20 protein-coding genes and 1 pseudogene are annotated in these 24,139 nt (G+C 59.9%); 6 read left to right on the plus strand and 15 right to left on the minus strand.

What is annotated here, in order from left to right; genetic code table 11:
- A pseudogene (locus DU29_RS1000000133150) lies at nt 1-136 on the plus strand (group II intron reverse transcriptase/maturase); the annotation flags it as partial.
- A gap of 213 nt (nt 137-349) precedes the next feature.
- Here the strand turns inward: DU29_RS1000000133150 and DU29_RS0105540 are convergent.
- The 5 genes from DU29_RS0105540 to DU29_RS0105560 all read right to left on the minus strand — a co-directional run bounded on the left by DU29_RS0105540 (nt 350) and on the right by DU29_RS0105560 (nt 8,318).
- Nucleotides 350-1,852, minus strand: a complete 1,503-nt coding sequence (locus DU29_RS0105540; RefSeq protein ID WP_028620823.1) for a sensor domain-containing diguanylate cyclase — start codon at nt 1,850-1,852, stop codon at nt 350-352.
- Between the two features lie 160 nt (nt 1,853-2,012).
- Complete coding sequence (locus DU29_RS0105545; protein WP_028620824.1) at nt 2,013-3,377, minus strand: heavy metal sensor histidine kinase; 1,365 nt, start codon at nt 3,375-3,377, stop codon at nt 2,013-2,015.
- Entirely contained in the window at nt 3,370-4,044 is a 675-nt protein-coding gene (locus DU29_RS0105550; RefSeq protein WP_028620825.1) for a heavy metal response regulator transcription factor, read from the minus strand. Before DU29_RS0105550 ends, DU29_RS0105545 begins: the two co-directional genes overlap by 8 nt.
- A gap of 9 nt (nt 4,045-4,053) precedes the next feature.
- The gene (locus tag DU29_RS0105555) at nt 4,054-7,161 is read right to left on the minus strand and encodes a multidrug efflux RND transporter permease subunit (RefSeq protein ID WP_028620826.1); all 3,108 of its coding nucleotides are present in this window, start codon (nt 7,159-7,161) and stop codon (nt 4,054-4,056) included.
- A complete protein-coding gene (locus DU29_RS0105560) occupies nt 7,158-8,318 on the minus strand; it encodes an efflux RND transporter periplasmic adaptor subunit (RefSeq protein ID WP_028620827.1) in 1,161 nt (386 codons plus the stop codon). Before DU29_RS0105560 ends, DU29_RS0105555 begins: the two co-directional genes overlap by 4 nt.
- A 215-nt stretch (nt 8,319-8,533) precedes the next feature.
- On the opposite strand from DU29_RS0105560, the gene DU29_RS0105565 reads away from it, so the two are divergent.
- Nucleotides 8,534-8,791: a hypothetical protein gene (locus DU29_RS0105565; protein ID WP_028620828.1), complete on the plus strand. Its 258-nt coding sequence runs from the start codon at nt 8,534-8,536 to the stop codon at nt 8,789-8,791.
- 142 nt (nt 8,792-8,933) lie between these two features.
- The gene (locus tag DU29_RS0105570; protein ID WP_028620829.1) at nt 8,934-10,073 is read left to right on the plus strand and encodes a transporter substrate-binding domain-containing protein; all 1,140 of its coding nucleotides are present in this window, start codon (nt 8,934-8,936) and stop codon (nt 10,071-10,073) included.
- Nucleotides 10,074-10,142: 69 nt separating this feature from the next.
- Here the strand turns inward: DU29_RS0105570 and DU29_RS0105575 are convergent, their stop codons facing one another.
- The 5 genes from DU29_RS0105575 to norR all read right to left on the minus strand — a co-directional run bounded on the left by DU29_RS0105575 (nt 10,143) and on the right by norR (nt 14,661).
- Nucleotides 10,143-10,892: a YkgJ family cysteine cluster protein gene (locus DU29_RS0105575; protein WP_028620830.1), complete on the minus strand. Its 750-nt coding sequence runs from the start codon at nt 10,890-10,892 to the stop codon at nt 10,143-10,145.
- Nucleotides 10,893-10,975: 83 nt separating this feature from the next.
- Complete coding sequence (locus tag DU29_RS0105580) at nt 10,976-11,302, minus strand: hypothetical protein (RefSeq protein WP_028620831.1); 327 nt, start codon at nt 11,300-11,302, stop codon at nt 10,976-10,978.
- Between the two features lie 150 nt (nt 11,303-11,452).
- Nucleotides 11,453-11,911 carry a GNAT family N-acetyltransferase gene (locus DU29_RS0105585; protein WP_028620832.1) on the minus strand — a complete coding sequence of 153 codons (459 nt, stop codon included), beginning with the start codon at nt 11,909-11,911 and terminating at the stop codon, nt 11,453-11,455.
- A 27-nt stretch (nt 11,912-11,938) separates the two neighbouring features.
- A complete protein-coding gene (locus tag DU29_RS0105590) occupies nt 11,939-12,841 on the minus strand; it encodes a chemotaxis protein CheV (RefSeq protein WP_028620833.1) in 903 nt (300 codons plus the stop codon).
- 269 nt (nt 12,842-13,110) lie between these two features.
- Complete coding sequence (norR, locus tag DU29_RS0105595) at nt 13,111-14,661, minus strand: nitric oxide reductase transcriptional regulator NorR (RefSeq protein ID WP_028620834.1); 1,551 nt, start codon at nt 14,659-14,661, stop codon at nt 13,111-13,113.
- A 155-nt stretch (nt 14,662-14,816) separates the two neighbouring features.
- Here norR and hmpA point away from each other — a divergent pair, with 155 nt between their 5' ends.
- Complete coding sequence (hmpA, locus tag DU29_RS0105600) at nt 14,817-15,998, plus strand: NO-inducible flavohemoprotein (protein ID WP_028620835.1); 1,182 nt, start codon at nt 14,817-14,819, stop codon at nt 15,996-15,998.
- 110 nt (nt 15,999-16,108) lie between these two features.
- Here hmpA and DU29_RS0105605 read toward each other — a convergent pair whose 3' ends face one another.
- The 5 genes from DU29_RS0105605 to DU29_RS0105625 form a co-directional block, all read right to left on the minus strand.
- Nucleotides 16,109-16,750, minus strand: coding sequence for a helix-turn-helix transcriptional regulator (locus DU29_RS0105605; RefSeq protein WP_028620836.1), 642 nt, complete (start codon nt 16,748-16,750; stop codon nt 16,109-16,111).
- 88 nt (nt 16,751-16,838) lie between these two features.
- Nucleotides 16,839-17,966 (minus strand): NAD(P)/FAD-dependent oxidoreductase, encoded by a 1,128-nt coding sequence (locus DU29_RS0105610; RefSeq protein WP_028620837.1) that lies wholly within the window; start codon nt 17,964-17,966, stop codon nt 16,839-16,841.
- Nucleotides 17,967-18,112: 146 nt separating this feature from the next.
- Entirely contained in the window at nt 18,113-19,060 is a 948-nt protein-coding gene (locus DU29_RS0105615) for an ornithine cyclodeaminase family protein (RefSeq protein WP_028620838.1), read from the minus strand.
- A gap of 126 nt (nt 19,061-19,186) precedes the next feature.
- A complete protein-coding gene (rhlB, locus tag DU29_RS0105620; RefSeq protein ID WP_028620839.1) occupies nt 19,187-20,650 on the minus strand; it encodes an ATP-dependent RNA helicase RhlB in 1,464 nt (487 codons plus the stop codon).
- A gap of 86 nt (nt 20,651-20,736) precedes the next feature.
- Nucleotides 20,737-21,393, minus strand: a complete 657-nt coding sequence (locus DU29_RS0105625) for an alpha/beta hydrolase (RefSeq protein WP_028620840.1) — start codon at nt 21,391-21,393, stop codon at nt 20,737-20,739.
- A 467-nt stretch (nt 21,394-21,860) separates the two neighbouring features.
- On the opposite strand from DU29_RS0105625, the gene DU29_RS0105630 reads away from it, so the two are divergent.
- Together DU29_RS0105630 and DU29_RS0105635 are read left to right on the plus strand one after the other, a co-directional pair.
- Nucleotides 21,861-22,892: an amino acid ABC transporter substrate-binding protein gene (locus tag DU29_RS0105630; RefSeq protein WP_028620841.1), complete on the plus strand. Its 1,032-nt coding sequence runs from the start codon at nt 21,861-21,863 to the stop codon at nt 22,890-22,892.
- 65 nt (nt 22,893-22,957) lie between these two features.
- Nucleotides 22,958-24,139: an amino acid ABC transporter permease gene (locus tag DU29_RS0105635; protein ID WP_028620842.1), complete on the plus strand. Its 1,182-nt coding sequence runs from the start codon at nt 22,958-22,960 to the stop codon at nt 24,137-24,139.

Consider the following 24,139-nt stretch of genomic DNA (forward strand, 5'->3'; position numbering starts at 1 on the left):
ACTGGGGGCGAGCCAGCAGGTGGCGCAGAGGGTGGCCAGTAACTCTCATCGCTGGTGGCGTAATAGCCGTTTTGAGTTGAATCGTGTGCTGAATATTGCGTGGTTCGACAGGCTGGGATTGGCGCGCCTCTCATAACCTCAATCTCTCGAACCGCCCGGTGCGGACCCGCATGCCGGGTGGTGTGGCAGGGGAGCGGCCTATGAAGGCCGTCCCCTATGCCGATGCCTGCCCAGAAGTGCGCGGTGCATCTCTGGAAGCCATCGCGAGCAGGCTCGCTCCCACATTTGGCTGCGATCCCTTGTAGGAGCGAGCCTGCTCGCGATGAGGCCAGTCGATTCGCTGAAGAGCTCACGGCGTAGCCACCACCCGGTTCCGCCCACGCTCCTTGGCCTGATACAACGCTTTGTCCGCTGCAAACAGCAACTGCTCCAGACTCACATCATTGGCAGTCGTCCACGTGCCCAGCCCGATACTGACCGTCACTGGTGACTCCACCCCCGCTGCAAACGGCAGCTGCTCCACCGCCACCCGAATATGTTCGGCAATCAGTTGCGCCCCCGCGCTGTCGGTTTCGGCCAATACCACCGAAAATTCTTCCCCGCCGTAGCGGGCGACCATGTCGGCCGGCCTTCGCACATTATCGGAAATCACCTTGGCGATCGCGCGCAAGGCATCGTCGCCGGCCTGATGGCCGTGCTGATCGTTAAAGGCCTTGAAGTGATCGGCGTCAATCATCAGCAGTGACAACGGCTGGCCGGAGCGCTGCGCCCGGAACCACTCGTGACGCAGGGTCAGGTCGAGGATTCGCCGATTTGCCACACCGGTCAGCGCATCGGTGGCCGCCAGTTGCGCCAGCTCCTTCTCGGCATGGCGGCGCAAGCGTAGCTCCCGGCAGAGCAAGCCGCTCAGCCACAGCAGACCGATACAGAGCACGCCAGTGGCGCCGCTGATGACGATCGCTGTGCGCTTCCAGGTGCCAAACACTTCGTCGCCGGACAGGGCGACGATCACGGTCAGCGGCAGATTGCCTACCCTGGCAAAGGTGTACAGACGCCGCTGGGCATCGATGCTGGAAACGCTGTCGAAACTGCCATTGCCGTCGCGCAGGATGCGCTCGACGTTGGGCCGCTTGGCGAAGCTCTTGCCAATGGCATCGTTCTCCAGGTCAGGCTTTTGCGCGAGCAGAATACCGTCGGCATTGATGATGCTCAGCGTGCTGCCAGTGCCGATGTCGAGGCTGTTGAAGAGCTGATCGAAGTAGCTCAATCGCATCGAGGCTACGGCCACACCGAGAAATCCTCCCGTGGAAGTGGAGATACGGCGGCTGAAGGTGATCCGCCATTCACCGTTGAGCTCACACTCGCACTGCAGCTTGAACGGTGGGCTGATGAACATGCGGGTGTCTGGCCTGGCGGCATGCTCAAGGAAAAAGTCCCGCTCGGCGTAGCTGCCCGTTCCGGGCTCGATGGCCGACGAGTCCGCGAGCACCTGGCCGTGCGGGTCCAGCAGGAGAACGTCGCCCTTGAAACGGGCCGTCGTCGAACGGTCGAACAACGCCATATGGCGGATCTGCGGGAATACCTGTTTGAGGTCATCACGCCGGGCAGCAGCGATCAGACCCTGCAGAGTGAGGTCATAGAGCTCGATCGTGCGCAGGACATCGGCGTTGATCAGCTGGACGATTGTGGTAGCGCTGCGGGTAGCCGCCTGCTGGGCGTTGGCATGTTCACGGATCAACAGGAAAGTGACGATGCACAGAATCGCAATCACGGTCAGCGTGCTAACGAGCATCACCATCAACTCAGGAAGCCGGGTCTTGCCTGAAACGTAGGTAGGGTGATGTGCGGTCATCGGGACACTGTCTGCATGAGCGATCAACGACAAAAAGCCAGCAAACGCGCTGGCCTTTCACTGATTGAAGCGTAGAAGACGTTCGGCGGGTAGTCAGATTTTCGGGACCGCTTCGCGGCCCAGCGGGAGCAAGCTCCCTCGCCACAACGGCGCGTGGGCCTCACACAGGCAAATGAATCCCGAAAGTATTCATGCCCCGATCACTGCGCACAAACACATCGCCGCCATGCATCAGCGCGATGGCCTTCACAATCGCCAACCCCAGACCGTGGTTGTTGCCGCTGTTGCTGCGCGATGCATCCACCCGGTAAAACCGTTCGAACAGGCGTGGCAAATGCTCGTTGGCAATCGGCGAGCCGGGGTTGGCAACGCCAATGCTCACCTGGAACTCGTCCACCTCGATCCGCACCTCGATAACCTGGCCGGGCTCGGTGTGCTGGACCGCGTTATTCAGCAGATTGATCAACGCCCGGCGCAAATGCGCGATTTCGATGTGCACTTGCGCATCACCACTGACCTGCACTTGAACGTGCGCGTCCTCAAGAATGAAATCCAGATACTCCAGGGTCGTCGCCACTTCATCGGCGAGGGAGGCAGAGGTCAGTTTAGTGGCCTTGCTGCCTTGGTCGGCGCTGGCGAGGAACAGCATGTCGTTGATGATCGAGCGCAGTCGCTCCAGCTCTTCGAGGTTCGATTGCAGCACCTCGAAATAATGCTCGGCCGAGCGGCCACGGGTCAACGCCACTTGGGTCTGACCGATCAGGTTGGTCAGCGGCGAACGCAGTTCGTGGGCGACATCGGCATTGAAGGATTCCAGCCGCGAGTAAGCCTGCTCGACCCGCTCTAGGGTTGAATTGAACGAGTTGACGAACTGATTGAGCTCCGGCGGCAGCGAGGCCAGGCGCAAACGCCCGGAGCGTAGCGGCGGTGCCAGTCGCTGGGCTTCCTGAGACAACTTTATCAGCGGCTTGAGGCCGATCCGCGCCACCCAATAACCCAGCGCCGAGGCCAGCAGCACGCCAACAATTGCCAGGCTGATCAGGGCAATCAGCAAATGATGCTGAGTCTGGTAGAACGTCTCGGTGTCGATGCCGATCATGAAGCGCAACGGCGGGCGCTGATCCTTGGCCGGGAACTGGCTGACCAGCACTTTCAGCGGGTAGGGCTGGCCGGGCAGGTCGAGGTCGCGCATGCCCAGCGGCCCTTCAGCGAACGCACGAATCTGCGTGGTGGCGTTGCCGTATTCGTACTGCGGGTCGCCGCTGATGACCCAGAAGCGGATGCGCTTGTCTTCCTCGCTCAGCAGCTTGAGCTTGTTGTTGATCTTCACCCAATGCTCGGGCGTGCCGAAACGGCCGACGGTGGATTCGAGCACGCTGTAGCGCGCGTCCAGTTCCGCTTCCGGCAGCAGGCCAAGGCCTTTGTCGACTTGTTGATACAACGCGCCGCCGATCAGCAGAAACACCACCAGGGCCACCAGCGTGAACATCCCGCTGAGGCGCAGCGCAATCGAATGGCTAAACACTGCGGCTCTCCAGCACATAACCCATGCCTCGGATCGTGTGCAGCAATTTCTCTTCGAAAGGCCCGTCGAGCTTGGCACGCAGTCGTTTGATCGCCACCTCGACGACATTGGCGTCACTGTCGAAATTGATGTCCCAGACCATTTCCGCAATCGACGTTTTCGAGAGGATTTCCCCTTGTCGACGGGCCAGCACGCTGAGCAACGAGAACTCCTTGGCGGTCAGGTCCAGGCGGGTGCCGGCGCGGGTGGCCTTGCGGCTGATCAAGTCGATCCACAGGTCTGCAACGCTGACCTGCACCGGTTCATGGCCGCCGCTGCGCCGGGTCAGCGCCTGCAGACGCGCGACCAGTTCAAGGAAGGAAAACGGTTTGCCGAGGTAATCGTCGGCGCCGTCGCGCAAGCCTTTGATGCGGTCTTCAACGCGCTCGCGAGCGGTCAGCATGATCACCGGCGTCTGCTTGCGCGCACGCAGCGCACGCAACACGCCAAAGCCGTCGAGGCCCGGCAGCATCACGTCGAGGACGATCACTGCGTGGTCGTTCTCCAATGCCATATGCAGGCCCTCGACGCCGTCACGCGCCAAGTCCACGGTGTAACCCTGTTCGGTGAGGCCGCGGTGCAAATAGTCCGCGGTTTTTTCCTCGTCTTCGATAATCAGAACGCGCATGACCCCGCCTCAGTCTATGGTCGCCAACACCGGCATCTGTGCTGGCGCGGGTTTAGGTCGATGGAATAGCCGCTCAAGCCACAAGTATATGACCGGAGTGGTAAACAGCGTCAGCGCCTGACTCACCAGCAGCCCGCCCACGACCGCGATGCCCAGCGGCTGACGCAATTCGGCGCCGGGGCCGTACCCGAACATCAGCGGCAGGGCGCCGAGCAGGGCGGCGAGGGTAGTCATGATGATCGGCCGGAACCGTGTGATGCACGCCTCGTAGATCGCCTCTTCGGGCGGCAAACCACGATTGCGCTGAGCATCCAGCGCAAAGTCGATCATCAGGATGCCGTTTTTCTTGACGATCCCGATCAGCAGCACCAGCCCGATCAGCGCCATGATCGAGAAATCCTGGCCACAGATCCACAGCATGATCACCGCCCCGAGCCCCGCCGAGGGCAAGGTCGAGATGATCGTCAATGGGTGCACGAAACTTTCGTAGAGCACGCCGAGAATGATGTACACCGCCACCAGCGCCGCCAGAATCAGCCACGGCTGGCTGGCCAGCGAACTCTGGAATGCCTGTGCCGCGCCTTGGAAATTGCCGCTCATGGCCGCCGGCATGCCGATCTCGGCCTTGGCCTGATCGAGCATGATCACCGCGTCGCCCAACGCCACGCCGGACGCGAGGTTAAAGGACAGGTTGGCGGCCGGAAACATACCGTCATGAGCGATGGACAACGGGCCAACGGTTGGCGCATCGAATCGCGCCAGTGCCGACAGCGGTACCATTTCCCCGCTCAACGGCGAGCGCAGGTAGAAATAGTTGAGACTTTCAGCCTTGCCGCGTTGTTTTGTGTCCAGCTCCAGAATCACGTTGTACTGGTTGGTCTGGGTCTGGAATTCGTTGATTTGGCGCTGGCCAAAAGCGTCGTACAGCGCTTCGTCGACATCGCTGGCGGTCAGGCCGAAACGCGCCGCTGCGCTGCGGTCGATGTTGATGTGAGTGATGCTGCCGCCCAGTTGCAGGTCATTGGAAATGTCGCGGAACGCCGGGTTGCTGCGCAGTTTTTCCGTGAGCCGTTGGGTCCAGGTGCTGAGGGTCGCGCCGTCGTTGCTCTTGAGTACGTATTGATATTGCGCGCGGCTCGGGCCGGAGCTGAGGTTGATGTCCTGACCGGCGCGCAGGTACAAGACAATGCCCGGGACTTTCATCAGTTGCGGGCGAATCCGGTCGATGAATTCACTGGCGGAGACGTCGCGGTCACCGCGTTTTTTCAGCGAGATCCAGAAGCGGCCGTTAGCAATGGTCTGGTTGCTGCCGGAGACGCCTACCGAGTGGGAGAACACATCGACGGCGGGGTCTGCCGCGACAATTTCTGCCATGGCCAGGTGTTTTTTCACCATGTCGCCGTAGGAAATATCGGCAGCGGCTTCGGTGGTGCCGAGGACAAAACCGGTGTCCTGCACCGGGAAGAAGCCTTTGGGTATGAAGATGTAACCGGTCACCGCTAACACCACCGACAGACCGAACACGCCGATCATCAATGTCTGATGGGCGAGGGCGCGCCGCAGGCCGCGTTCGTACCAGCCAAGCAAGCGATCACCAAAACCGGGTTTATCGTGGGCGCGATGCACCGGCGCTTTCATGAACAGGGCCGCGAGGGTGGGCGCGAGGGTCAACGACACCACCACCGAAATCATGATGGTCGAGGTCGCCGTCAAGGCGAATTCCTTGAACAATCGCCCGACCACGCCTCCCATGAACAGCAGCGGAATAAACGCCGCCACCAGCGAGAAGCTGATCGAGACCACGGTGAATCCGATTTCGCTGGAGCCCTTGATGGCGGCCTCGCGCATGTCGTCGCCGGCCTCCAGATGCCGGTGGATGTTTTCCACCACCACAATCGCATCGTCGACCACAAACCCCACGGCCACCACGATCGCTACCAGCGTCAGGTTGTTCAGACTGAAATCCATGATGTACATCAGAGCGAAACTGGCGACCAGTGACACGCCGAGCACGGCCGTCACAATCAACGTGGCTGACAACTGGCGCAGGAACAGCGCCATCACCGCGACCACCAGCATGATCGCGATGAGCAGGGTGATTTCCACCTCGTGCAGCGAAGCGCGAATGGTCTGGGTGCGGTCGACCAGGGTGCTGACCTGCACCGACGCCGGCAGCATCGCCGTAAGCGTCGGCAGCGCGGCCTGCACCCGGTCGACGGTTTCGACAATGTTGGCGCCGGGTTGGCGGAAGATCACCAGGTTCACGCCTGGGCGGTCGCCTGCCCAGGCCTGCACGTAGGCATCTTCTGCACCGTTGACGACTTTGGCGACATCGCGCAGGTGAACCGGGGCGCCGTCCTTGTAGGAAACGATGAGCTCGCTGTACTCCTCCGGGTGAAACAACTGGTCGTTGGTGGACAGGGTGGAAATGCTCGATTCGCCGTACAACGCACCTTTGGCGAGGTTAAGGCTGGTCTGCTGCAACGCCAGACGAATGTCCGCCAGGGTCAAACCGATGGCGGCGAGTTTGTCCGCCGAAGCCTGAACCCGGATGGCCGGACGTTGTTGACCGGTGATGTTGACCTGGCCTACACCGTCGATCTGACTGATCTGACGGGACAGCAGGGTTTCCACCAGATCGCTGAGTTCGGGGCCGGGCATCAGGGTTGAGTTGATGCTGAGGATAAGCACCGGGCTGTCGGCCGGATTGACCTTGCGCCAGGTCGGCAGGTTCGGCATGTCCCTGGGCAGTTTGCCGGCGGCGGTGTTGATTGCGGCCTGCACCTCCTGCGCGGCGGTGTCGATGCTTTTGTCGAGGGTGAATTGCAGAGTCAGGTTGGTCGAGCCCAAGGCGCTGCTTGAGGTCATTTGCGTCACGCCGGGGATGGCGCTGAATTGCACTTCCAGCGGCGTGGCTACCGACGACGCCATGGTTTCCGGGCTGGCGCCGGGCAACTGCGCGGCGACCTGGATGGTCGGAAATTCCGCCTCCGGCAGCGGCGCTATCGGCAACTTTGGAAAGGCAATCGCGCCCAGCAGCACCAAGGCGAACGTCAGCAGAATCGTCGCCACCGGATGATCGATGCACCAGGCTGAAATCGAACGGTGGCCTTTCATGGCTTCGGCTCCGCCTGCACCACTTGCGGCGGCTCGGTGAGAATCTGCACCGTCGCGCCGGGTTTGAGCCGCGACTGACCGTCACTGACCAGCACATCGCCCGATTTGACGCCTTTGACGATGTTCTGGTCGGCGTCCTGATACACCATCTGCACGTCGACGATCTCGACTTTGTCGCCGTTGATTCGATAGACGAAATGTTGATCGAGCCCACGTTGCACGACGGTGGGCGGCACCACCAGGGCGTCTTTCTCCAGAGCTGTCTGAATTTGTACCGTCACCAGCAAGCCAGGCCAGAGTTTTTGCTCGGCGTTATCGAATTCGGCCTTGGCGCGGATGGTCCCGGTGTTGGCGCTGATCTGGTTGTCGATCAGAGTCAAATGGCCTTCGCCAAGCAGGTTGCCGGTTTCGCCATCGGTGTCGGCGCCGATGTAAGCCTTGACCCGGGCCCGCTGCGGGTCACCAATCAAACTTTGCAAGGTCGGCAGCATCTGTTGCGGCAGGGAGAACTCCACGGCGATCGGGTCGATCTGGGTGACGGTGAAAAGACCCTGGGTATCGGTCATGCGCAGGAAATTGCCTTCGTCCACCGTACGAATCCCGACTCGTCCGGTCACCGGTGAGCGAATCTGCGTGTAGGAAAGTTGCACCTGAGCGGCGTCAATCGATGCCTGATTGCCTTGGGCGGTGGCCTTGAGTTGATTGACCAACGCCTGTTGCTGGTCAAACGTCTGCCTGGACACACCGTCATCGACACTCAGCAATTTATAGCGCTTGAGGTTGACCGTTGCTACTTGCAGCTGCGCCTGGCTTTCGCCCAATTGCGCACGGGTCTGATCGAGGCTGGCGCGAATTGAACGGTCATCGATGGTCGCGAGCAGATCGCCCTTCTTCACCAATTGACCTTCCTTGACCAGGATTTTAGTGAGGACCCCATCGATCTGTGGCCGCACCACCACGCTGTGCAGAGACAGCGCCGAGCCGATCCCGGTGACATAACGGGGCACGTCTTTTTCGGCAACGCTGACCACACGCACGGGAATAGCGGTCGGGGTCGCCAGTTTCGCCGTGGCAGGTTTGCTCACGTACCAGATGCCCAACGCAACCAGCACGGCCAGCAGGCTGGCAATCAGGGCGGTTTTTTTCTGTATTCGCATGCGATTGGGGCGCCGGTCTGGTGGGTCGGAGAAAGGTCAGGATATCGTCCTTTATAAACCTGTTTGGCGGTCGCCAAGGTGACGGCTAGCTGACGGCGCTGTCAGTTTGGCGCTGGGTGAATATCAGGATCCATGCAGTGGCGATTGGAGAGGTATACTGCCGCCTTTCGTGGCTCGCTGACCGGGCCCGACTTTACGCATCACCCGGAGCTTTCATGACTTCCCCGACACAACCGCCGGTTGCCGACGCTTTGAGCGACGACCAGGCAGACCTGCCAGACAGCGTAGACTCCAGCGCAGACAGCGAAGCCAAAGCCGCTATCCCGGCATTCAAGTTCCCGTTCAAGCCGGGCGACCTGGCCGCAGCGAAGAACGCCAGCCAGCCTTGGTACAAGAATGGCGCCAAGAACGGCCATACCAAAACCCCCGGTGCAGCGCCTCCCGGCACTCGTCGTTCGATGGGTAAACGCTGACTGTCAGGCGTATTGTTGACCGGTAATTGTTCCTCTTGTCATTGAGAGCGTTCCTACAAGGATGAGCGATTCGTCCTCTGGGAAATAAAGCGGCCTCTCGTCAAAGATTCATCCCCCTGAATTCTTGATGAAGGCCGCTGAAATGACTCTGGTAAAAACCCTCTCTCTACTGTCGCTGGTGGCCCTGACCACTGGCTGCATGTCGTCTGCGTCCGATCCACAGATCCGTATGGGTGTCGAAGCACTGGTTCCGCCATTTGAGAGCAGAAACGACAAGGGCGAGCTGGTTGGATTGAACATCGAGTTGGGCAACGCGTTGTGTGCCGAACTCAAATCCCGCTGTGTCTGGGTCGACCAGGATTACGCCACCAACATTCATGCCCTTGAAACCAATCGTTTCGACGTGATCATGCCCATGACCGCCACATCTGCACGTCGCGACCGGGTCGATTTCACCGATGATCTTTACCCCCTGAGCAGCCGACTGGTGGCGCGCAAAGGGGCGAATCTGCAACCGAATGTGCAATCGCTCAAGGGCAAGAGTGTCGGCGTCCTGACAGGCACCCACCGTGAAGCGTTCGCCAGGTCCCGTTGGGCCCCGGCGGGAGTGACGGTGCGCAGTTTCGCGCTCAATAATCAACTGGTTGAAAGCCTGCTGTCGGGGGAAATCGATGCAACCCTGCAAGACTCCATTGAAATTACCCACGCATTATTAAGCCTGCCACAAGGTCAGGCTTTCGATTTCGCCGGCCCCTCTATCAAGGACCCCATGCTGGGCAGTGGTGTGGCAATGGCTGTACGGAAAACCGACACCCAGCTGCGCGATAACCTGAATGCAGCGCTTGAGCGTCTCAAGAAAAATGGCCAGCACCAGGCGATTACCCAACGCTACTTGCCACTGGCTGCGCCCATCTCACCCCGCTACGTTCCTAACGACGAAGGCTTGCCATTTTCCGATGCGGTGCAGGTCGGCGAGACGATTTACTTTTCCGGCTTGGTCGGCTTGGGAGGTGATGGTGAACTGGTGAAGGGCGGCATTGGCCCGCAGACGACTCAGGCCATGGAGAACTTGCGTACCGCGCTGCAACGCAACGGTTCGTCTATGGCGCAAGTGGCTAAATGCACGGTCATCCTCGCCGACATCAAGGATTTTTCCGCCATGAGTACCGTGTATCGCAGTTATTTCCCGGTAGACCGTCTGCCCGCTCGTACAACGTTTGCCGGCAAGTTGATAGGCGACGCGCGGGTAGAAGTGGATTGTCTGGCAGTGAAGGCCAGCTGACGCTGTCGACGACGAACTACTGCGCAACGCAATTGCGCAGTGATTTTTTTGGGTCTGTCACCTGGTGTTTCAGGCTCCTCGCAACGAAATAAACGCATAGGTTCCGGGTACATTTGTCGCCACCAGCGCTCCAGCCTCTATCACTTGCGCGGCAATGTCCTCACCGGAAACATGAAACAACCATTCACTGCCGGTGCCGGCCAGCCGTTGTTGCGCAATCTGTTCGATCGCGGCGGCGAACGCGGTCATGTCCGGCAAGTACGCGGTGAACCCATCGCCTTTCAGCGCCGTCGTGCGAATCCCCAGTAGTGCGCAGATCGCATCTTTGCTGCGAATGTCATCTCGGTCCGCCTGACGCGAGCGCTGAATAAGCCCTGCGAGTTCCTGATCGACCAGCTCGCCACCGATGATCAGTGCCGGTCCTTGTTCCCACGACTCGGGCGGACATTCCTTCACGGCGGTATTCAAGGGAATGTGCGGATTGATTTCCATAGGATAGATTCGGCACACCAATGGCCGACGTTCGTAAATCCGGCAGAGGTTTTCTTCGTCAAGATTCCGGCAGCGGCCGGCATTGAAGGCGGCGAAGGTGATGGCGACGTAAACGTTCGATTCGCCGCTGGACACTCGTGCTGACCGGCGTTCGGCGTGTTCGCGCTGAAGTAGCGGCAAGCCAAGTCCGTTGTCGAGGAACGCCTCCACCAGCACGATCACCTGACCGCCGTCAGCCGCCCACATTCGCGCTTCCGCCAGGGTCAGGGGCACGTGATGGTCACTGCAGCATTTGCCACAGCCTACGCAGGAAAAGGTCGTATTCATTGAGCGGTTAGTCGACTCTCAGCGTTAGAAACGGCGACAGAATGTCACCGCCAAAGACTGCGTCGAAGCAAGTTGTGCGCCACTCAGCGGGTTTTGCCGGGCGTACGGATCGAATCCCACTCGTTGACGTAGGCGGTTTTGCTCTTCTTGTTGTACAGGCACAGCTCGGTGCCCTGCTGGCCTTTCATGTGTTTCTGCGGGTATTGGCCTTGTAGCAGGACGGCGACGTAGCCTACCCGATCATCGAACTGCGCCGCGTTGCCGACGGGTTTGGCATCTTTCAGGCCGCTGGCCTTGGTGCAACTGGCGAGCACTGCTTTGTCGAAGGCTGCCCAGGCGTCGGGGCTGGAGGCGTGGGCCTGAGTGGCGAGGGCGGTGAGGCAGAGGAAGGTCAGGGTGGTGGCTTTCATGGTTCAAGCATCCTTGGGCGTTGGGTTGGCCGAGGGTTGGAGTATGCCTGAGGGTTTTAGTTTGAATGTGTCGGCCTCATCGCGAGCGAGCTTTGCTCCCACAGACGGTGATCCAGTGTGGGAGCACAGCTTGCTCGCGATGTCGGTTTGTCAGCCTGGAACTTGCTCGCGCCGGACGACATACATCCCAACATTTTCATACAAGCGCTGCGCCCGCAGGTTGTCTTCCTTCACCTTCAAATCGACAAATCCTTCGCGCCGTTGCTGAAAAACCCTGAACGCGTGCAGCAAAAATGCGCGGCCGAGGCCCAGACCTCGCGCGCGAGGATGCACCACCAGATTCTTGATGTAGGCGCTGGTCCAGCACTGACAAACGCCGACGATGCCTTCAGCATCCAGGGCGATGAAACACAGTGAAGGATCGTACTCGGGATCGGTTTCAAACCTTTGCTGCCAGACGTCCAGTGACGGCACGCGGCCGCCGCCGTCGACATAGCCCAGGTCCATCAGGCCATGCACGGCCTCCGCAAGCTCCGGACGGTATTCGCTGAGGACGATGGACGACGGCCACACCACCGCTGCGCAAACCTCCATCAGGTTGCGCCGCATCAGAAAGCAGAAATCGTCGGCCACTGCTTAGTGACCCTGTTCGGCGACGGCCTTCGCCGCTTCGATCAGGCACTTGGTCAGTTCCGGCGAAGAGAACTTGGTCAGTACGCCGTTGGCGCCGGCAAGTCGAGCTTTTTCGCTGTTCATTGCGCTGTCCAGAGAGGTGTGCAGCAGCACGTACAGGTGCGCGAAGTCGGGGGTTTCGCGCAGGGTCCGGGTTAAAGCGTAGCCATCCATTTCGGACATTTCGATGTCCGAGACGATCAGATTGATTTGCTGCGCCGTGCCTTGCAGGTCCAGCAGGCAGTCGATGGCCTCCCTCGCGCTGCGGGCGGTGTGACATTGCAGGCCGAGATTACGCAGTGTGTGCACCGACTGCTGCAGCGCGACCTGACTGTCGTCGACCACCAGAATGCGCGCATTGCCCAGCACTTCGGCGTCTTCCATGCTCAGCTCGGTCGGGGCCATTTCGATTTGCGCCGGGGCGATGCCGTGGATGACTTTTTCGATATCCAGCACCTGGACCAACGTGCCGTCCACCGACGTCACGCCGGTGATGTACGAACGTACGCCGCCGGAACCGAAGGGCGGCGGGCGGATGTCGGTGGTCAGGCAATGCACAATCTTGCTCACAGCCTGGACGTGCAGGCCCTGTTTGGAACGGCTGACATCCGTGACGATCAGGCAACCGCCATTCGGGTCTTCCAGCGGTCGCTCGCCGATGGCGCGGCTGAGGTCGATCACCGACAGCGACATGCCGCGCAGGGTGGCGATGCCTTTGACGTGTGGATGCGACTCCGGCAGCTTGGTCAGCGGCGGGCAAGGAATGATTTCACTGACTTTAAGCAGGTTGATCGCCATCAGCTTGCCGCTGCGCAAGGTAAACAGCAGAAGCGAAAGGGAATCTGCGCGGGCTTTGGTGGAGGACATAAAAACCTTCTTTGTAGAACGTGATGGGCATCCGTGAAGAGTGCCAACAACTATCGATGCCGGGTTATCGACTTGTTGAGGGCAGGCTTTAACAACATTCCATCGACACCTGGGGGAGCGCGACCTTGTAGCAGCTGCCGAAGGCTGCGTTCGAGGACGAAGTCCTCGCCCGACCCTGCAACGCGCAATGTCCAAGGCACTGAGTTTAGCCATTGACGACTGCTCTGCAGCCGAACGCAGCCTTCGGCAGCTGCTACAGGGAATCGGGGTTATTTCATGCCCAGGCGCTTGGCCATGCGTCCGAGGTTGGCGCGGTCGAGGCCCAGTTCGCGGGCGGCGCTGGCCCAGTTGTTTTGATGGCGTTCAAGACAGGCGCTGATCAACTGGCGCTGATAGTTGTCCGTGGCCTGGCGTAAATCCCCCGTCACTACCGTCATTGGCGCCGCCGCCGGTTGCTCCTGGATGACTTCGACGTTGACGCCGGGCAGGTCAAGGTCCGCTGCGCTCAGGCTGAGGATTTTCGGCCGTTCCTTGCAGTGGCCCAAAGCTTTCAACGCGCTGCGACCGATCAGGTGCTCCAGTTCCCGCACGTTGCCCGGCCAGTCATAGGCCAGCAACGCAGCCTGAGCATCTGCACTCAGGCGCAAGCTGTTGAGGCCCATGCGCGAGCGGTTTTGCTCCAGAAAATAACCGCTGAGCAACAGCACATCGCGACCACGATCGCGCAGCGCCGGCACCAGTAACGGATAAACGCTCAACCGGTGATAGAAGTCGGCGCGGTAACGGCCACTGCGCACTTCTTGCGCCAGGTCGCGGTTGGTGGCGGCGATGAGACGCACATCAACCTGATGCTCTTTGTCCGAACCCAAACGCTGCAGTTGGCCGCTTTGCAACACACGGAGCAATTTCGCCTGCACGGTCAGTGACAGTTCGCCGACTTCATCGAGAAACAGCGTGCCACCGTCGGCCAGTTCAAATTTGCCGCGACGGTCGCTGGTCGCGCCGGTGAAGGCGCCGCGCACATGGCCGAACAGTTCGCTCTCCACCAAGGTGTCTGGCAGTGCGGCGCAGTTGAGACTGATGATCGGCTTGTCTGCCCGCGACGACGCGGCGTGGATCGCCTGCGCGACCAGCTCTTTGCCGACGCCGGTCTCGCCGGTGATGAGCACAGTGAGATCGCTGCCCCCGACCAGATTGATTTCCTCTACCAACCGTTTATGCGCCTTGCTCTGACCGATCATTTCGCGCGTTTGCTGACCGCTGGCCTGGCGATAGACCTCGGCACGCTGGTGTTCGTGTTCTGCACGATTGGCCAGTCGCTGAATGCGCTCGGCGGCATTGACCGTGGCGGCGGCGAGGCTGGCAAAAGCCTGTAAGGCATCCAGTTCGATCGGTTCGAGTCGCTGCGGATCGAGCGCGTCGAGGGTCAGCAATCCCCATGGTCGTTCGTCGATAAACAGTGGGCAGCCCAGGCAATCGTGGACTTCCAGATGATCATCGAGCCCATCGACCAGTCCGTCGTAAGGGTCAGGCAGGTTGCTGTCGGCAGCAAACCGGGTCGGGTCAGGGCTACTCAGCAGGATCTCGAAGCGTGGGTGTTCACTGACCTTGAAACGCCGGCCAAGGGTGTCGGTGCTCAACCCGTCGACGGCCAGCGGCACCAGCCATTCGCCATCCAGGCGCAGGAGGGCGGCGGCGTCGCAGGGGAGCAGGGCGCGCATCGCTTCGAGCAGGCGCCGGTAGCGCTCGCTCTCGGGAAGTTCGCGGGACAGATCGGAGACCAAAGGCAACAAAGCTGTCAGCAGGGATTTCGCAGTCATAGTGACTCCATGTAGTCGAGATGACTATAAGTCACATTGTGTCGATATGACTAAGTAAGTTTCAACTATATGATTCTCAAGGAAAAACTTTCTGGCATGGAAACTGATAGACATAAGCGAACCAGTTAATACTTCAAGTCGCCAGGAGTCCCCTTATGCTTAGCGTTCAAGACCGTGCAATCGTCAAGTCCACCGTGCCGTTGCTGGAAAGCGGTGGCGAAGCGTTGATCACCCATTTTTACCGGATGATGCTCTCTGAATACCCGGAAGTTCGTCCATTGTTCAATCAGGCCCACCAGGCCAGCGGTGATCAGCCCCGCGCTCTGGCGAATGGCGTATTGATGTACGCACGTCATATCGACCAGCTCGATCAACTCGGCGACCTGGTGGCGAAGATCATCAACAAACACGTCGCCCTGCAAATTCTTCCTGAACATTATCCGATTGTCGGCAGCTGCCTGTTGCGCGCGATCTCCGAAGTGCTCGGCGAGGAGATCGCCACACCGCAGGTAATGAGTGCCTGGGGCGCGGCTTACGGCCAGTTGGCTGACATCCTGATCGGTGCGGAAACCAGCATCTACGACCAGAAAGCGCAGGCGCCCGGTGGCTGGCGCGGGGCGCGGGAATTCATTGTTTCGGCCAAAGTGGAGGAGAGCGCGGAAATCACTTCGTTCTACTTCGAACCGGCGGACAAAGGCGCGATCCTGGCGGCGGAACCCGGCCAGTACATCGGCATGAAATTGATCCTCGATGGCGAAGAAATTCGTCGTAACTATTCGTTGTCGGCACTGGCGAACAAAGGGCAGTACCGCATCAGCGTCAAGCGCGAGCACGGTGGCCGTGCGTCTAACCACTTGCATGATCAATTGCACGTCGGCTCAAGCATTCAGCTGTTCCCGCCATCGGGCGAATTCACCCTGACCGCCAGCGACAAACCGCTGGTGCTGATCAGTGGCGGCGTCGGCATCACTCCGACCCTGGCAATGCTCGAAGCGGCGCTGGCCACCGAGCGCCCGGTACATTTTATCCACTGCGCTCGCAACGGTAGCGTCCACGCGTTCCGTGACTGGATCGACGAGTTAGCCGCGCGTCACCCGCAACTCAAGCGTTTTTATTGCTACGCCGAGGACGATGGCGTCAGCCCGGCGGCGGACAAGGTCGGTTTGTTGAGCCAGGAACAGTTGGGCGAGTGGTTGCCGCAGCATCGTGATGTGGACGCTTACTTCCTGGGGCCTAAGGGCTTCATGGCGGCCATCAAGCGTCACCTCAAGGCCTTGGGTGTGCCGGAGAAGCAAAGCCGTTACGAGTTCTTCGGCCCGGCTTCGGCGCTGGAATAACACGGTAACCTTGTAGGAGCCGGCTTGCTGGCGATGGCGATCTCGCGGACGCCATCGCCAGCAAGCCGGCTCCTACAGTTGTGTATTAACCGTCAATCCGGCGGCATTTTTCAGCCCTTGAGTTCCTTCAAATGCTTGTACACCGTTGCCCGTCCCATGTTCAGCACATTAGCCACATAGTTGGAGGCGCTTTTGCCTTTGAAGGCGCCTTCGGCGTGCAGGGCCAGCACCAGTTCACGTTTGTGATCGCGGGTCAGCAGGTTCAGGCTCAACTGCCGCTCACGCAGCCAGGCGTGGAGAAACGTATTGATGCGCTCCTGCCAGTCATCGCGGAACAGTGACTCCGGCTGCGGAATCAGTTTGCTCGGCGACAGAAACAGGTCCAGCGCGGCCTTGGCATTTTCGAACAGCGAAATATTCAGATTGATGCACAGCACGGCCAGCGGGTGACCCGTGCCGTCGCGCAGAACGCTGCTCAGGCTGCGAATCTTCTGACCATCCCAATTGAGCTTTTCGTACGGCCCGATGTTTCGTTCGCTGACGTCGTCGCTGAGCATGTCCTCCAGCGACGAGTCGTCACCGATTTCCCGTTTCGACAGATTGTTGGCGATGTAATCAACCTTCTGCGTGCGCAGATCGTGCAGCACCACCTCGGCGTGGGGGAAAAACAATGTGGCGATCGCATCGGCGATCGCCCGGTAGTTGTCCAGCGCGGCGTCATCCTGGCTTGGGGTTTGTTCAAGTGCATTCATTCAGTGGAGCTCCAGGAGGCTTCTGCGCCGATAAAAAAGCGCGCAGGGAGTTTGCCGCAATCGGGACGACGCGTCACCTGAGCAAGCCTCAACCCAGGCGTGCGGGGGAGAGCATTGATGCGTCCAGCCCGAAGCGTGCGAGTTGCTCGGGTAAGGCTTCGCCACGAACCAGCGCGGCGCTGGCCTGACCCATGGCGGGGGACGTCTGAATGCCATAACCGCCTTGCGCTGCCACCCAGAAAAACCCCGGAACGTGCTGATCGAAACCTGACAGCAAATCACCGTCGTCGACAAAACTGCGCAAGCCGGCCCAGGTGCGGGTCGGGCGGCGGATGGTCAGCGTGGTGGCTTCTTCGATCTGGTAAATGCCCATCGCGATGTCGAGCTCTTCGGGCTGTACGTCATGGGGTTCGACCGGGTCGGCGTTGGCCGGGGAGCCGAGGAACATGCCGGCGTCGGGTTTCATGTAGAACGATTCGTCGAGGCTGACCAGCATTGGCCACTGGTGAATGTCCACACCCTCGGGCCCGGCGAAGATGAACGCGGCGCGGCGTTTGGGCTGCAGGCCTAGCGGTAGAGTGCCGGCCAATGCACCGATCTTGTCGGCCCAGGCGCCAGCGGCATTGATGATGATCGGTGCGCTAAAGGTCTGGCTGGGGGTTTGTAAGTGCCAAATACCCTCGTTATCTCGGGTCAGCCGTGTGACCTCGCTGTCGGTGTGCACTTCGCCTTGATTGCGCCGGATTCCGCGCAGATAGCCCTGGTGCAAGGCATCGGTGTCGATGTCGCAGGCAGTCGGGTCGTAGATAGCGCCGTGGACTTTTTCCCGGCGCAGTATCGGCAGGCGCACGCAGGCCTCTTCGGCGCTGAGCATCTGCATTTCGGCAACGGTGGCCTTCGCGCTCAGGTACTGGTTGTGCAATTCGGCCGGGTCGCCGGTGAAATCCACGGTCATTTCACCGCGCGGGGTCAACAGCGGGTGTTCGCAGAAACCGGCGGGCGGCGCGTCGAAGAAGTCGCGACTGGCCTGGGTCAGCGCCCGCACCTGCGGTGTGCCGTACGCGGCGGTGTAGAGCGCGGCGGAGCGTCCGGTGGAGTGATAACCCGCTTGCGATTCGCGCTCGAGCACGATGACCCGGGCGTGCTGCGAGAGCCAGAAACCGGTGGAAGCGCCGGCTATCCCGCCGCCAATGATGATGAAGTCTGCCTGGCTCATGAACGTCTCCTGTCGAGCGCAAATGCCAATGGTGTCGGTACTCCCGGTGGGAGCGAGCCTGCTCGCGAAGGCGGCATGTCAGGCGACATTGTTCTAAATGTCACTGCGCATTCGCGAGCAGGCTCGCTCCCACAAGGATTCAGGTGTCAGGGTTGCAGGCGATAGAGCGCGTTCGCCAGCGCAATGTCTTCGACGCCCAGGCCGATGGAACGGAAAAACACGTGACGGTCGTAATCGGGGCGCTTCGCTTTCGCGCTGATCAGCTCAGGCAAATCGCCAACGATCAGATTTTTATCCCAGCCGTGCAGCTCAGCGGCAATCAGCATCTCGCCGGCCGACTCCGGAGTCGTCGGCCGATAATCGCAGAACACTTGCATGTCTTTGAGGGTTTGCGGCGGCACTTCGTGGGCGCGCGGGGCATTGGTGCTGATGGAGGTGATCAGTGCTGGTTTGTTGAGGCTGGCCGGGTCCATCACCGGTGCGGCAGACGACGTGCAGAGCATGATCACATCCGCCTCTTGCAGCGCCGCTTCACGGTTGTGAACGATCGTGAGGCGAGGATCGATACGCTGCAACTCGGCCAGAACCTCAGGACTTTTGCCGCCCAGACTCGGCGAATACATGCGAATGCTCTGCCAGTCCCGTAGATTTTTCACGTATTGCAGATGTGCCAGGGCGACCTTGCCGCTGCCAATAATTGCCAGACGTCGAGCATCAGGCGGGGCGAGGGCATCGACGGCTACAGCAGTGGTCGCCGCCGTACGAGCAATGGTCAGTTCACCTGCATCGCAAAGCAGCAGCGGCTGGCCGGTCTGCATCGACATCAGCAGCGTCCACGCTGTCACCAGCGGCCCTTGCTCGCGGACGATGTACGGCGACGTCTTCACGCCATATACGCCGTCCTGCGCCAGCACACCGAGGAAATTGATGAAGTCGCCCGCGCCATGTGGAAACTCGACCAGTTGCTGTGCCGGTTGCACCGCTTGCCCGGCAGCGAGGTCACTGAACAGTTTGCGCAGGATGTGGGGCACATCGATCTGAGCCAGGAGTTCGCGTGCCTGAAGCTGGTTGATTACATTAGGGGGGCTGGACATGTTGGCTCCGGAACCTGCAGATAAACTTATTTGTCCATTATGGACATTTAGTTCCGGCGGGCAATATCCAGGCGAAAAAAAAGCGCAGTCCGATTCCGGCTGCGCCATTTTTTGCTTTGCGCCGGATTACGGGCGCTTGCGCTCAACCGCCCGAAGCAGATGCGTCGGCGGTGTTTCGCAGCTGATCTTGCGACCCAGCAGCGCCTCGATGGACGGTAGCTGATAGGAATCGTCTTCACCGGCAAAACTGATGGACACGCCATCGGCACCGGCACGACCCGTACGACCGATGCGATGCACGTAGTCATCCGGGACTTCCGGCAGGGTAAAGTTGATCACGTGGCTGATGCCGTCGATGTGAATGCCGCGCCCGGCGACATCGGTGGCAACCAGCACGCGAATCTTGCCTTCGCGGAAACCTTCCAGGGTCTTGATGCGCTTGTGCTGCGGCACGTCGCCAGACAGTTGCGCGGCGTTGACGCCATCGCGCACAAGGCGTTCCTCGATGCGTCGCACCTCATCCTTGCGGTTGGCAAACACCATCACCCGTTCCCAGCCGTTGTCGTTGACCAGGTTGTAGAGCAATTTGTACTTGTCGGCACCGGCCACCGCGTAGATGTGCTGCTCGACGTTTTCGCTGGCGACGTTCTGCGACTCGATCTCGACGATCGACGGGTCGGTCGTCCACTGCTTGGCGAGGTTCATCACGTCTTCGGTGAAGGTCGCAGAGAACAGCAGCGTCTGGCGTTCGTCTTTCGGCGGGGTTTGGCGAATAATCTGACGCACTTGCGGGATGAAGCCCATGTCGAGCATGCGGTCGGCTTCGTCCAGCACCATCACTTCGACCATGTCCAGGTGCACGTCGCCGCGCTGGTTGAAATCGAGCAGTCGGCCAGGCGTTGCCACAAGGATGTCGCAGTGACGGGCTTCGAGGTGCTTGAGCTGCTTGTCGAAGTCCATGCCGCCAACAAAGGTCATGACGTTGAGGCCGGTGTACTTGGTCAGGTCGGCAGCGTCTTTGGCGATCTGCACCACCAGCTCGCGGGTTGGCGCAATGATCAGCGCGCGCGGTTCACCCATGTAGCGCTCTTTCGGCGGCGGTGTTTGCAGCAGCTGGGTGATGATCGAGATCAGAAACGCGGCAGTTTTGCCGGTGCCGGTCTGGGCGCGGCCGATGGCGTCTTTGCCGGCGAGGGTAAAACCGAGCACCTGCGCCTGAATCGGCGTGCAATACGGAAAGCCGAGGTCCTGGATGGCATGCATCAGTTCTGGTGAGAGTTTGAAATCGTGGAAGCGGGTTTTGCCTTCCTGGGGTTCAACGGCGAAATCTTCGAGTTTCCAGGGGATCACCGGCGCTTTCGGCTTGGGGTCACGACGCGCTCGCGCGGGTTTCGGTGCTTCGGCGAGCGGCTGTTCAGCGGCAACTGTTTCGACAACCGGCGTCGGCGTTGCTGCCTCTGCGCTTGGGCTGCGGCCCGACGGGATAACGTCGGCGCGGTGGCTGGGGCTGTGAGACGTAGCGGAGACTGGCGCGAGCTGCTCAGTCTCGCTTTTACCGAACATTTTCTTGAGTGCTTTGAGCACGGTCATCTCATCAATAGGTTAAGTGCCGGCCAGTGTAATGCAAGAACCGGGCGCGGCGTAGTGGGAGGGATCAATGGGCGGTTTTCATGCGCTCAGCGCAAATGCTCGCTGAGCCACACGCCGATGTCGCGGATCTCTTCAGGTAACACTTCGTGACCCATTGGGTATTCCTGCCATGTCACGGTGACACCATGGTGCTTCAAGTATTCGTATGCCGTCCGCCCCATGGCGTTCTGCACCACGTCATCGTATTGACCGTGCAAGGAAAGCACCGGAATGCGCTGTTGGCTGGCAGACAATTCTAGCTCTTCACTGAACGTCGGCGCATAAGTGGAGAGGGCAAGTACGCCACCCAACGGCCCCTGCCATTTCAGGAAGGCGGCATGCAAGACCACCGCGCCGCCCTGGGAAAAACCGGCGAGGAAAATCCGCGAGGCGTCTATTCCGCTGGTGCGCTGTTCTTCGATCAATGCCAGTACGCGGTCGGCCGACTCGTCGAGCTGTTCGCGACTGATCGCGCGCGCCGGGCTCATGGCCAATATGTCGTACCAGCTCGGCATCTCGTATCCGCCATTGATGGTCACGGCGCGGGTCGGTGCCTGCGGCAGAACAAAGCGGGTAGTCAGCAGGCTTTCCTGCAGCGCTTCTGCCACCGGGAGGAAGTCATAACGATCCGCGCCCAGGCCGTGCAGCCAGATAACACAGGCATCAGCGGCCTTAACAGGTTGAAGAATCAAGGGCTCGGTCATGGCTGCTCCAAATATGTGCATGCGCTCTTATTGAGTGCGTGATCTGAGTGCGCGTCGGGTTGATCAGTTAAGAAGATGTCGCAAGGTTACAAGTTTAGCTATTGACCTGTCGCGTATCGAGGTCGGCAAGCGGTCTGGTACGGGCTTTGCTATGTAAACACTTGTACGAATATTCCCACGCTTGGCGGTAACACTATCAGGCCATCGTCAGCAGCGGGATAGCAAAAAAATCCGGTGATGGATGTTCGCCAGCGGCCGCAACAGGCTTCGCGAATGTGAAAGGGCTACAGCCTGTTCGGCCGATTGGTGAGAAGCGAGGGCCCATGAAAGTGGAACTCTCCTACTCGACTTATAGCTAAGTCCTACGTCGGTTGACCCCAAAAAAAGCCAACACGGGTCAACAGCGCCTCATAAGGGTGCGACTGGACTCACGCTCCGACACAACAAGAGCAAAACTGGAGGTTTGAATGAAGATGTTGAAATCCACCCTGGCCGTCGTGACTGCAGCCGCAGTGCTTGGCGTCAGTGGGTTCGCTCAGGCGGGCGCGACCCTGGATGCAGTGCAGAAAAAAGGTTTCGTACAGTGCGGCGTCAGCGATGGTTTGCCGGGTTTTTCGGTACCGGACGCTACCGGCAAGATCCTCGGCATCGATGCTGACTTCTGCCGCGCAGTGGCCGCTGCCGTTTTCGGCGACGCAAACAAAGTGAAATTCAGCCAGTTGAACGCCAAAGAGCGTTTCACCGCGCTGCAGTCCGGCGAAATCGACATTCTGTCGCGCAACACCACCATGACCAGTTCGCGTGATGCGGGCATGGGCCTGAAATTTCCAGGCTTCATTACCTACTATGACGGCATCGGCTTCCTGGTGAACAACAAGCTGGGCGTGAAAAGTGCCAAGGAACTGGACGGTGCAACCATCTGCATCCAGGCCGGTACCACGACCGAGCTGAACGTTTCCGACTACTTCCGCGGCAACGGTCTGAAATACACCCCGATCACGTTCGACACCTCCGATGAAAGCGCCAAGTCGCTGGAATCCGGTCGTTGCGACGTACTGACCTCCGACAAGTCCCAACTGTTCGCCCAGCGCAGCAAGCTGGCCGCGCCGAAGGACTACGTGGTTCTGCCGGAGACCATTTCCAAGGAGCCATTGGGCCCGGTCGTGCGTAATGGTGATGACGAGTGGCTGGCCGTCGTGCGCTGGACTGGCTACGCCATGCTCAACGCTGAAGAAGCCGGCATCACTTCGAAGAACGTCGAAGCCGAAGCCAAAGCCACCAAGAACCCGGACGTGGCTCGTATGCTCGGCGCTGACGGCGAATACGGCAAAGACCTGAAGTTGCCGAAAGACTGGGTGGTTCAGATCATCAAGCAAGTGGGCAACTACGGCGAAGTGTTCGAGAAGAACCTTGGCAAGGGCACTCCGCTTGAAATCGACCGCGGGCTGAACGCTCTGTGGAACAACGGCGGCATTCAATACGCACCACCAGTGCGCTGATGGTTCTATCACCCGGTGGGCCAACCGCCGGGTGATGTTCTGTTCCATTACATCCGGGGCACTTCATGCAAAATTCAATCGGCGCACCAAAGCAGAGGTTCAGCCTCAGCGATCCTAAAGTGCGTGCGTGGGTATTTCAGATCGTCACCATTATTGGTGTGGTCTCGCTGGGCTGGTTTCTGTTCGATAACACGCAAACCAACCTTGAACACCGGGGCATTACCTCCGGCTTCAGTTTTCTGGAGCGCAGTGCCGGTTTCGGCATCGCTCAAACCCTGATCGACTACACCGAATCGGACAGCTACGCGCGAGTCTTTGTCATTGGTCTGCTGAATACGCTGCTGGTGACATTTATAGGTGTGATTCTGGCGACGCTGCTCGGCTTCATTGTCGGCGTGGCACGGCTGTCGAAGAACTGGATCATTGCCAAACTGGCGACGGTGTACGTGGAGGTTTTCCGTAACATTCCGCCGTTGCTGCAGATCCTGTTCTGGTACTTCGCGGTGTTCCTGACCATGCCGGGGCCGCGCGCCAGCCACAACTTCGGTGACACGTTCTTCGTCAGCAGCCGTGGCCTGAACATGCCGGCCGCGTTGGCGTCGGAAGGTTTCTGGCCGTTTGTGGTCAGCGTCGTTATTGCCATCGTCGCCATCGTGATGATGTGCCGCTGGGCTAATAAACGTTTTGAAGCGACCGGCGTACCCTTCCACAAATTCTGGGTCGGCCTGGCGCTGTTGCTGGTGATTCCAGCGCTGTGCGCATTGCTCTTCGGCGCGCCGGTGCACTGGGAAATGCCCGAGCTCAAAGGCTTCAACTTCGTCGGTGGCTGGGTGCTGATTCCGGAACTGCTGGCGCTCACGCTGGCGTTGACGGTGTACACCGCGGCGTTCATCGCCGAGATCGTACGTTCGGGCATCAAGTCGGTCAGCCACGGCCAGACCGAAGCGGCGCACTCGCTGGGCCTGCGCAACGGTCCGACCCTGCGCAAGGTCATCATCCCGCAAGCCATGCGCGTGATCATCCCGCCGCTGACCAGCCAATACCTGAACCTGGCGAAAAACTCTTCGCTGGCGGCCGGTATCGGTTATCCGGAAATGGTCTCGCTGTTTGCCGGCACGGTGCTGAACCAGACCGGACAGGCGATCGAAGTGATTGCCATCACCATGAGCGTGTACCTGGCGATCAGTATCAGCATTTCCCTGCTGATGAACTGGTACAACAAGCGCATTGCGCTGATCGAGCGGTAA

This window comes from Pseudomonas sp. Ant30-3, assembly GCF_000690905.1.
In the GTDB taxonomy this organism is placed as follows: domain Bacteria; phylum Pseudomonadota; class Gammaproteobacteria; order Pseudomonadales; family Pseudomonadaceae; genus Aquipseudomonas.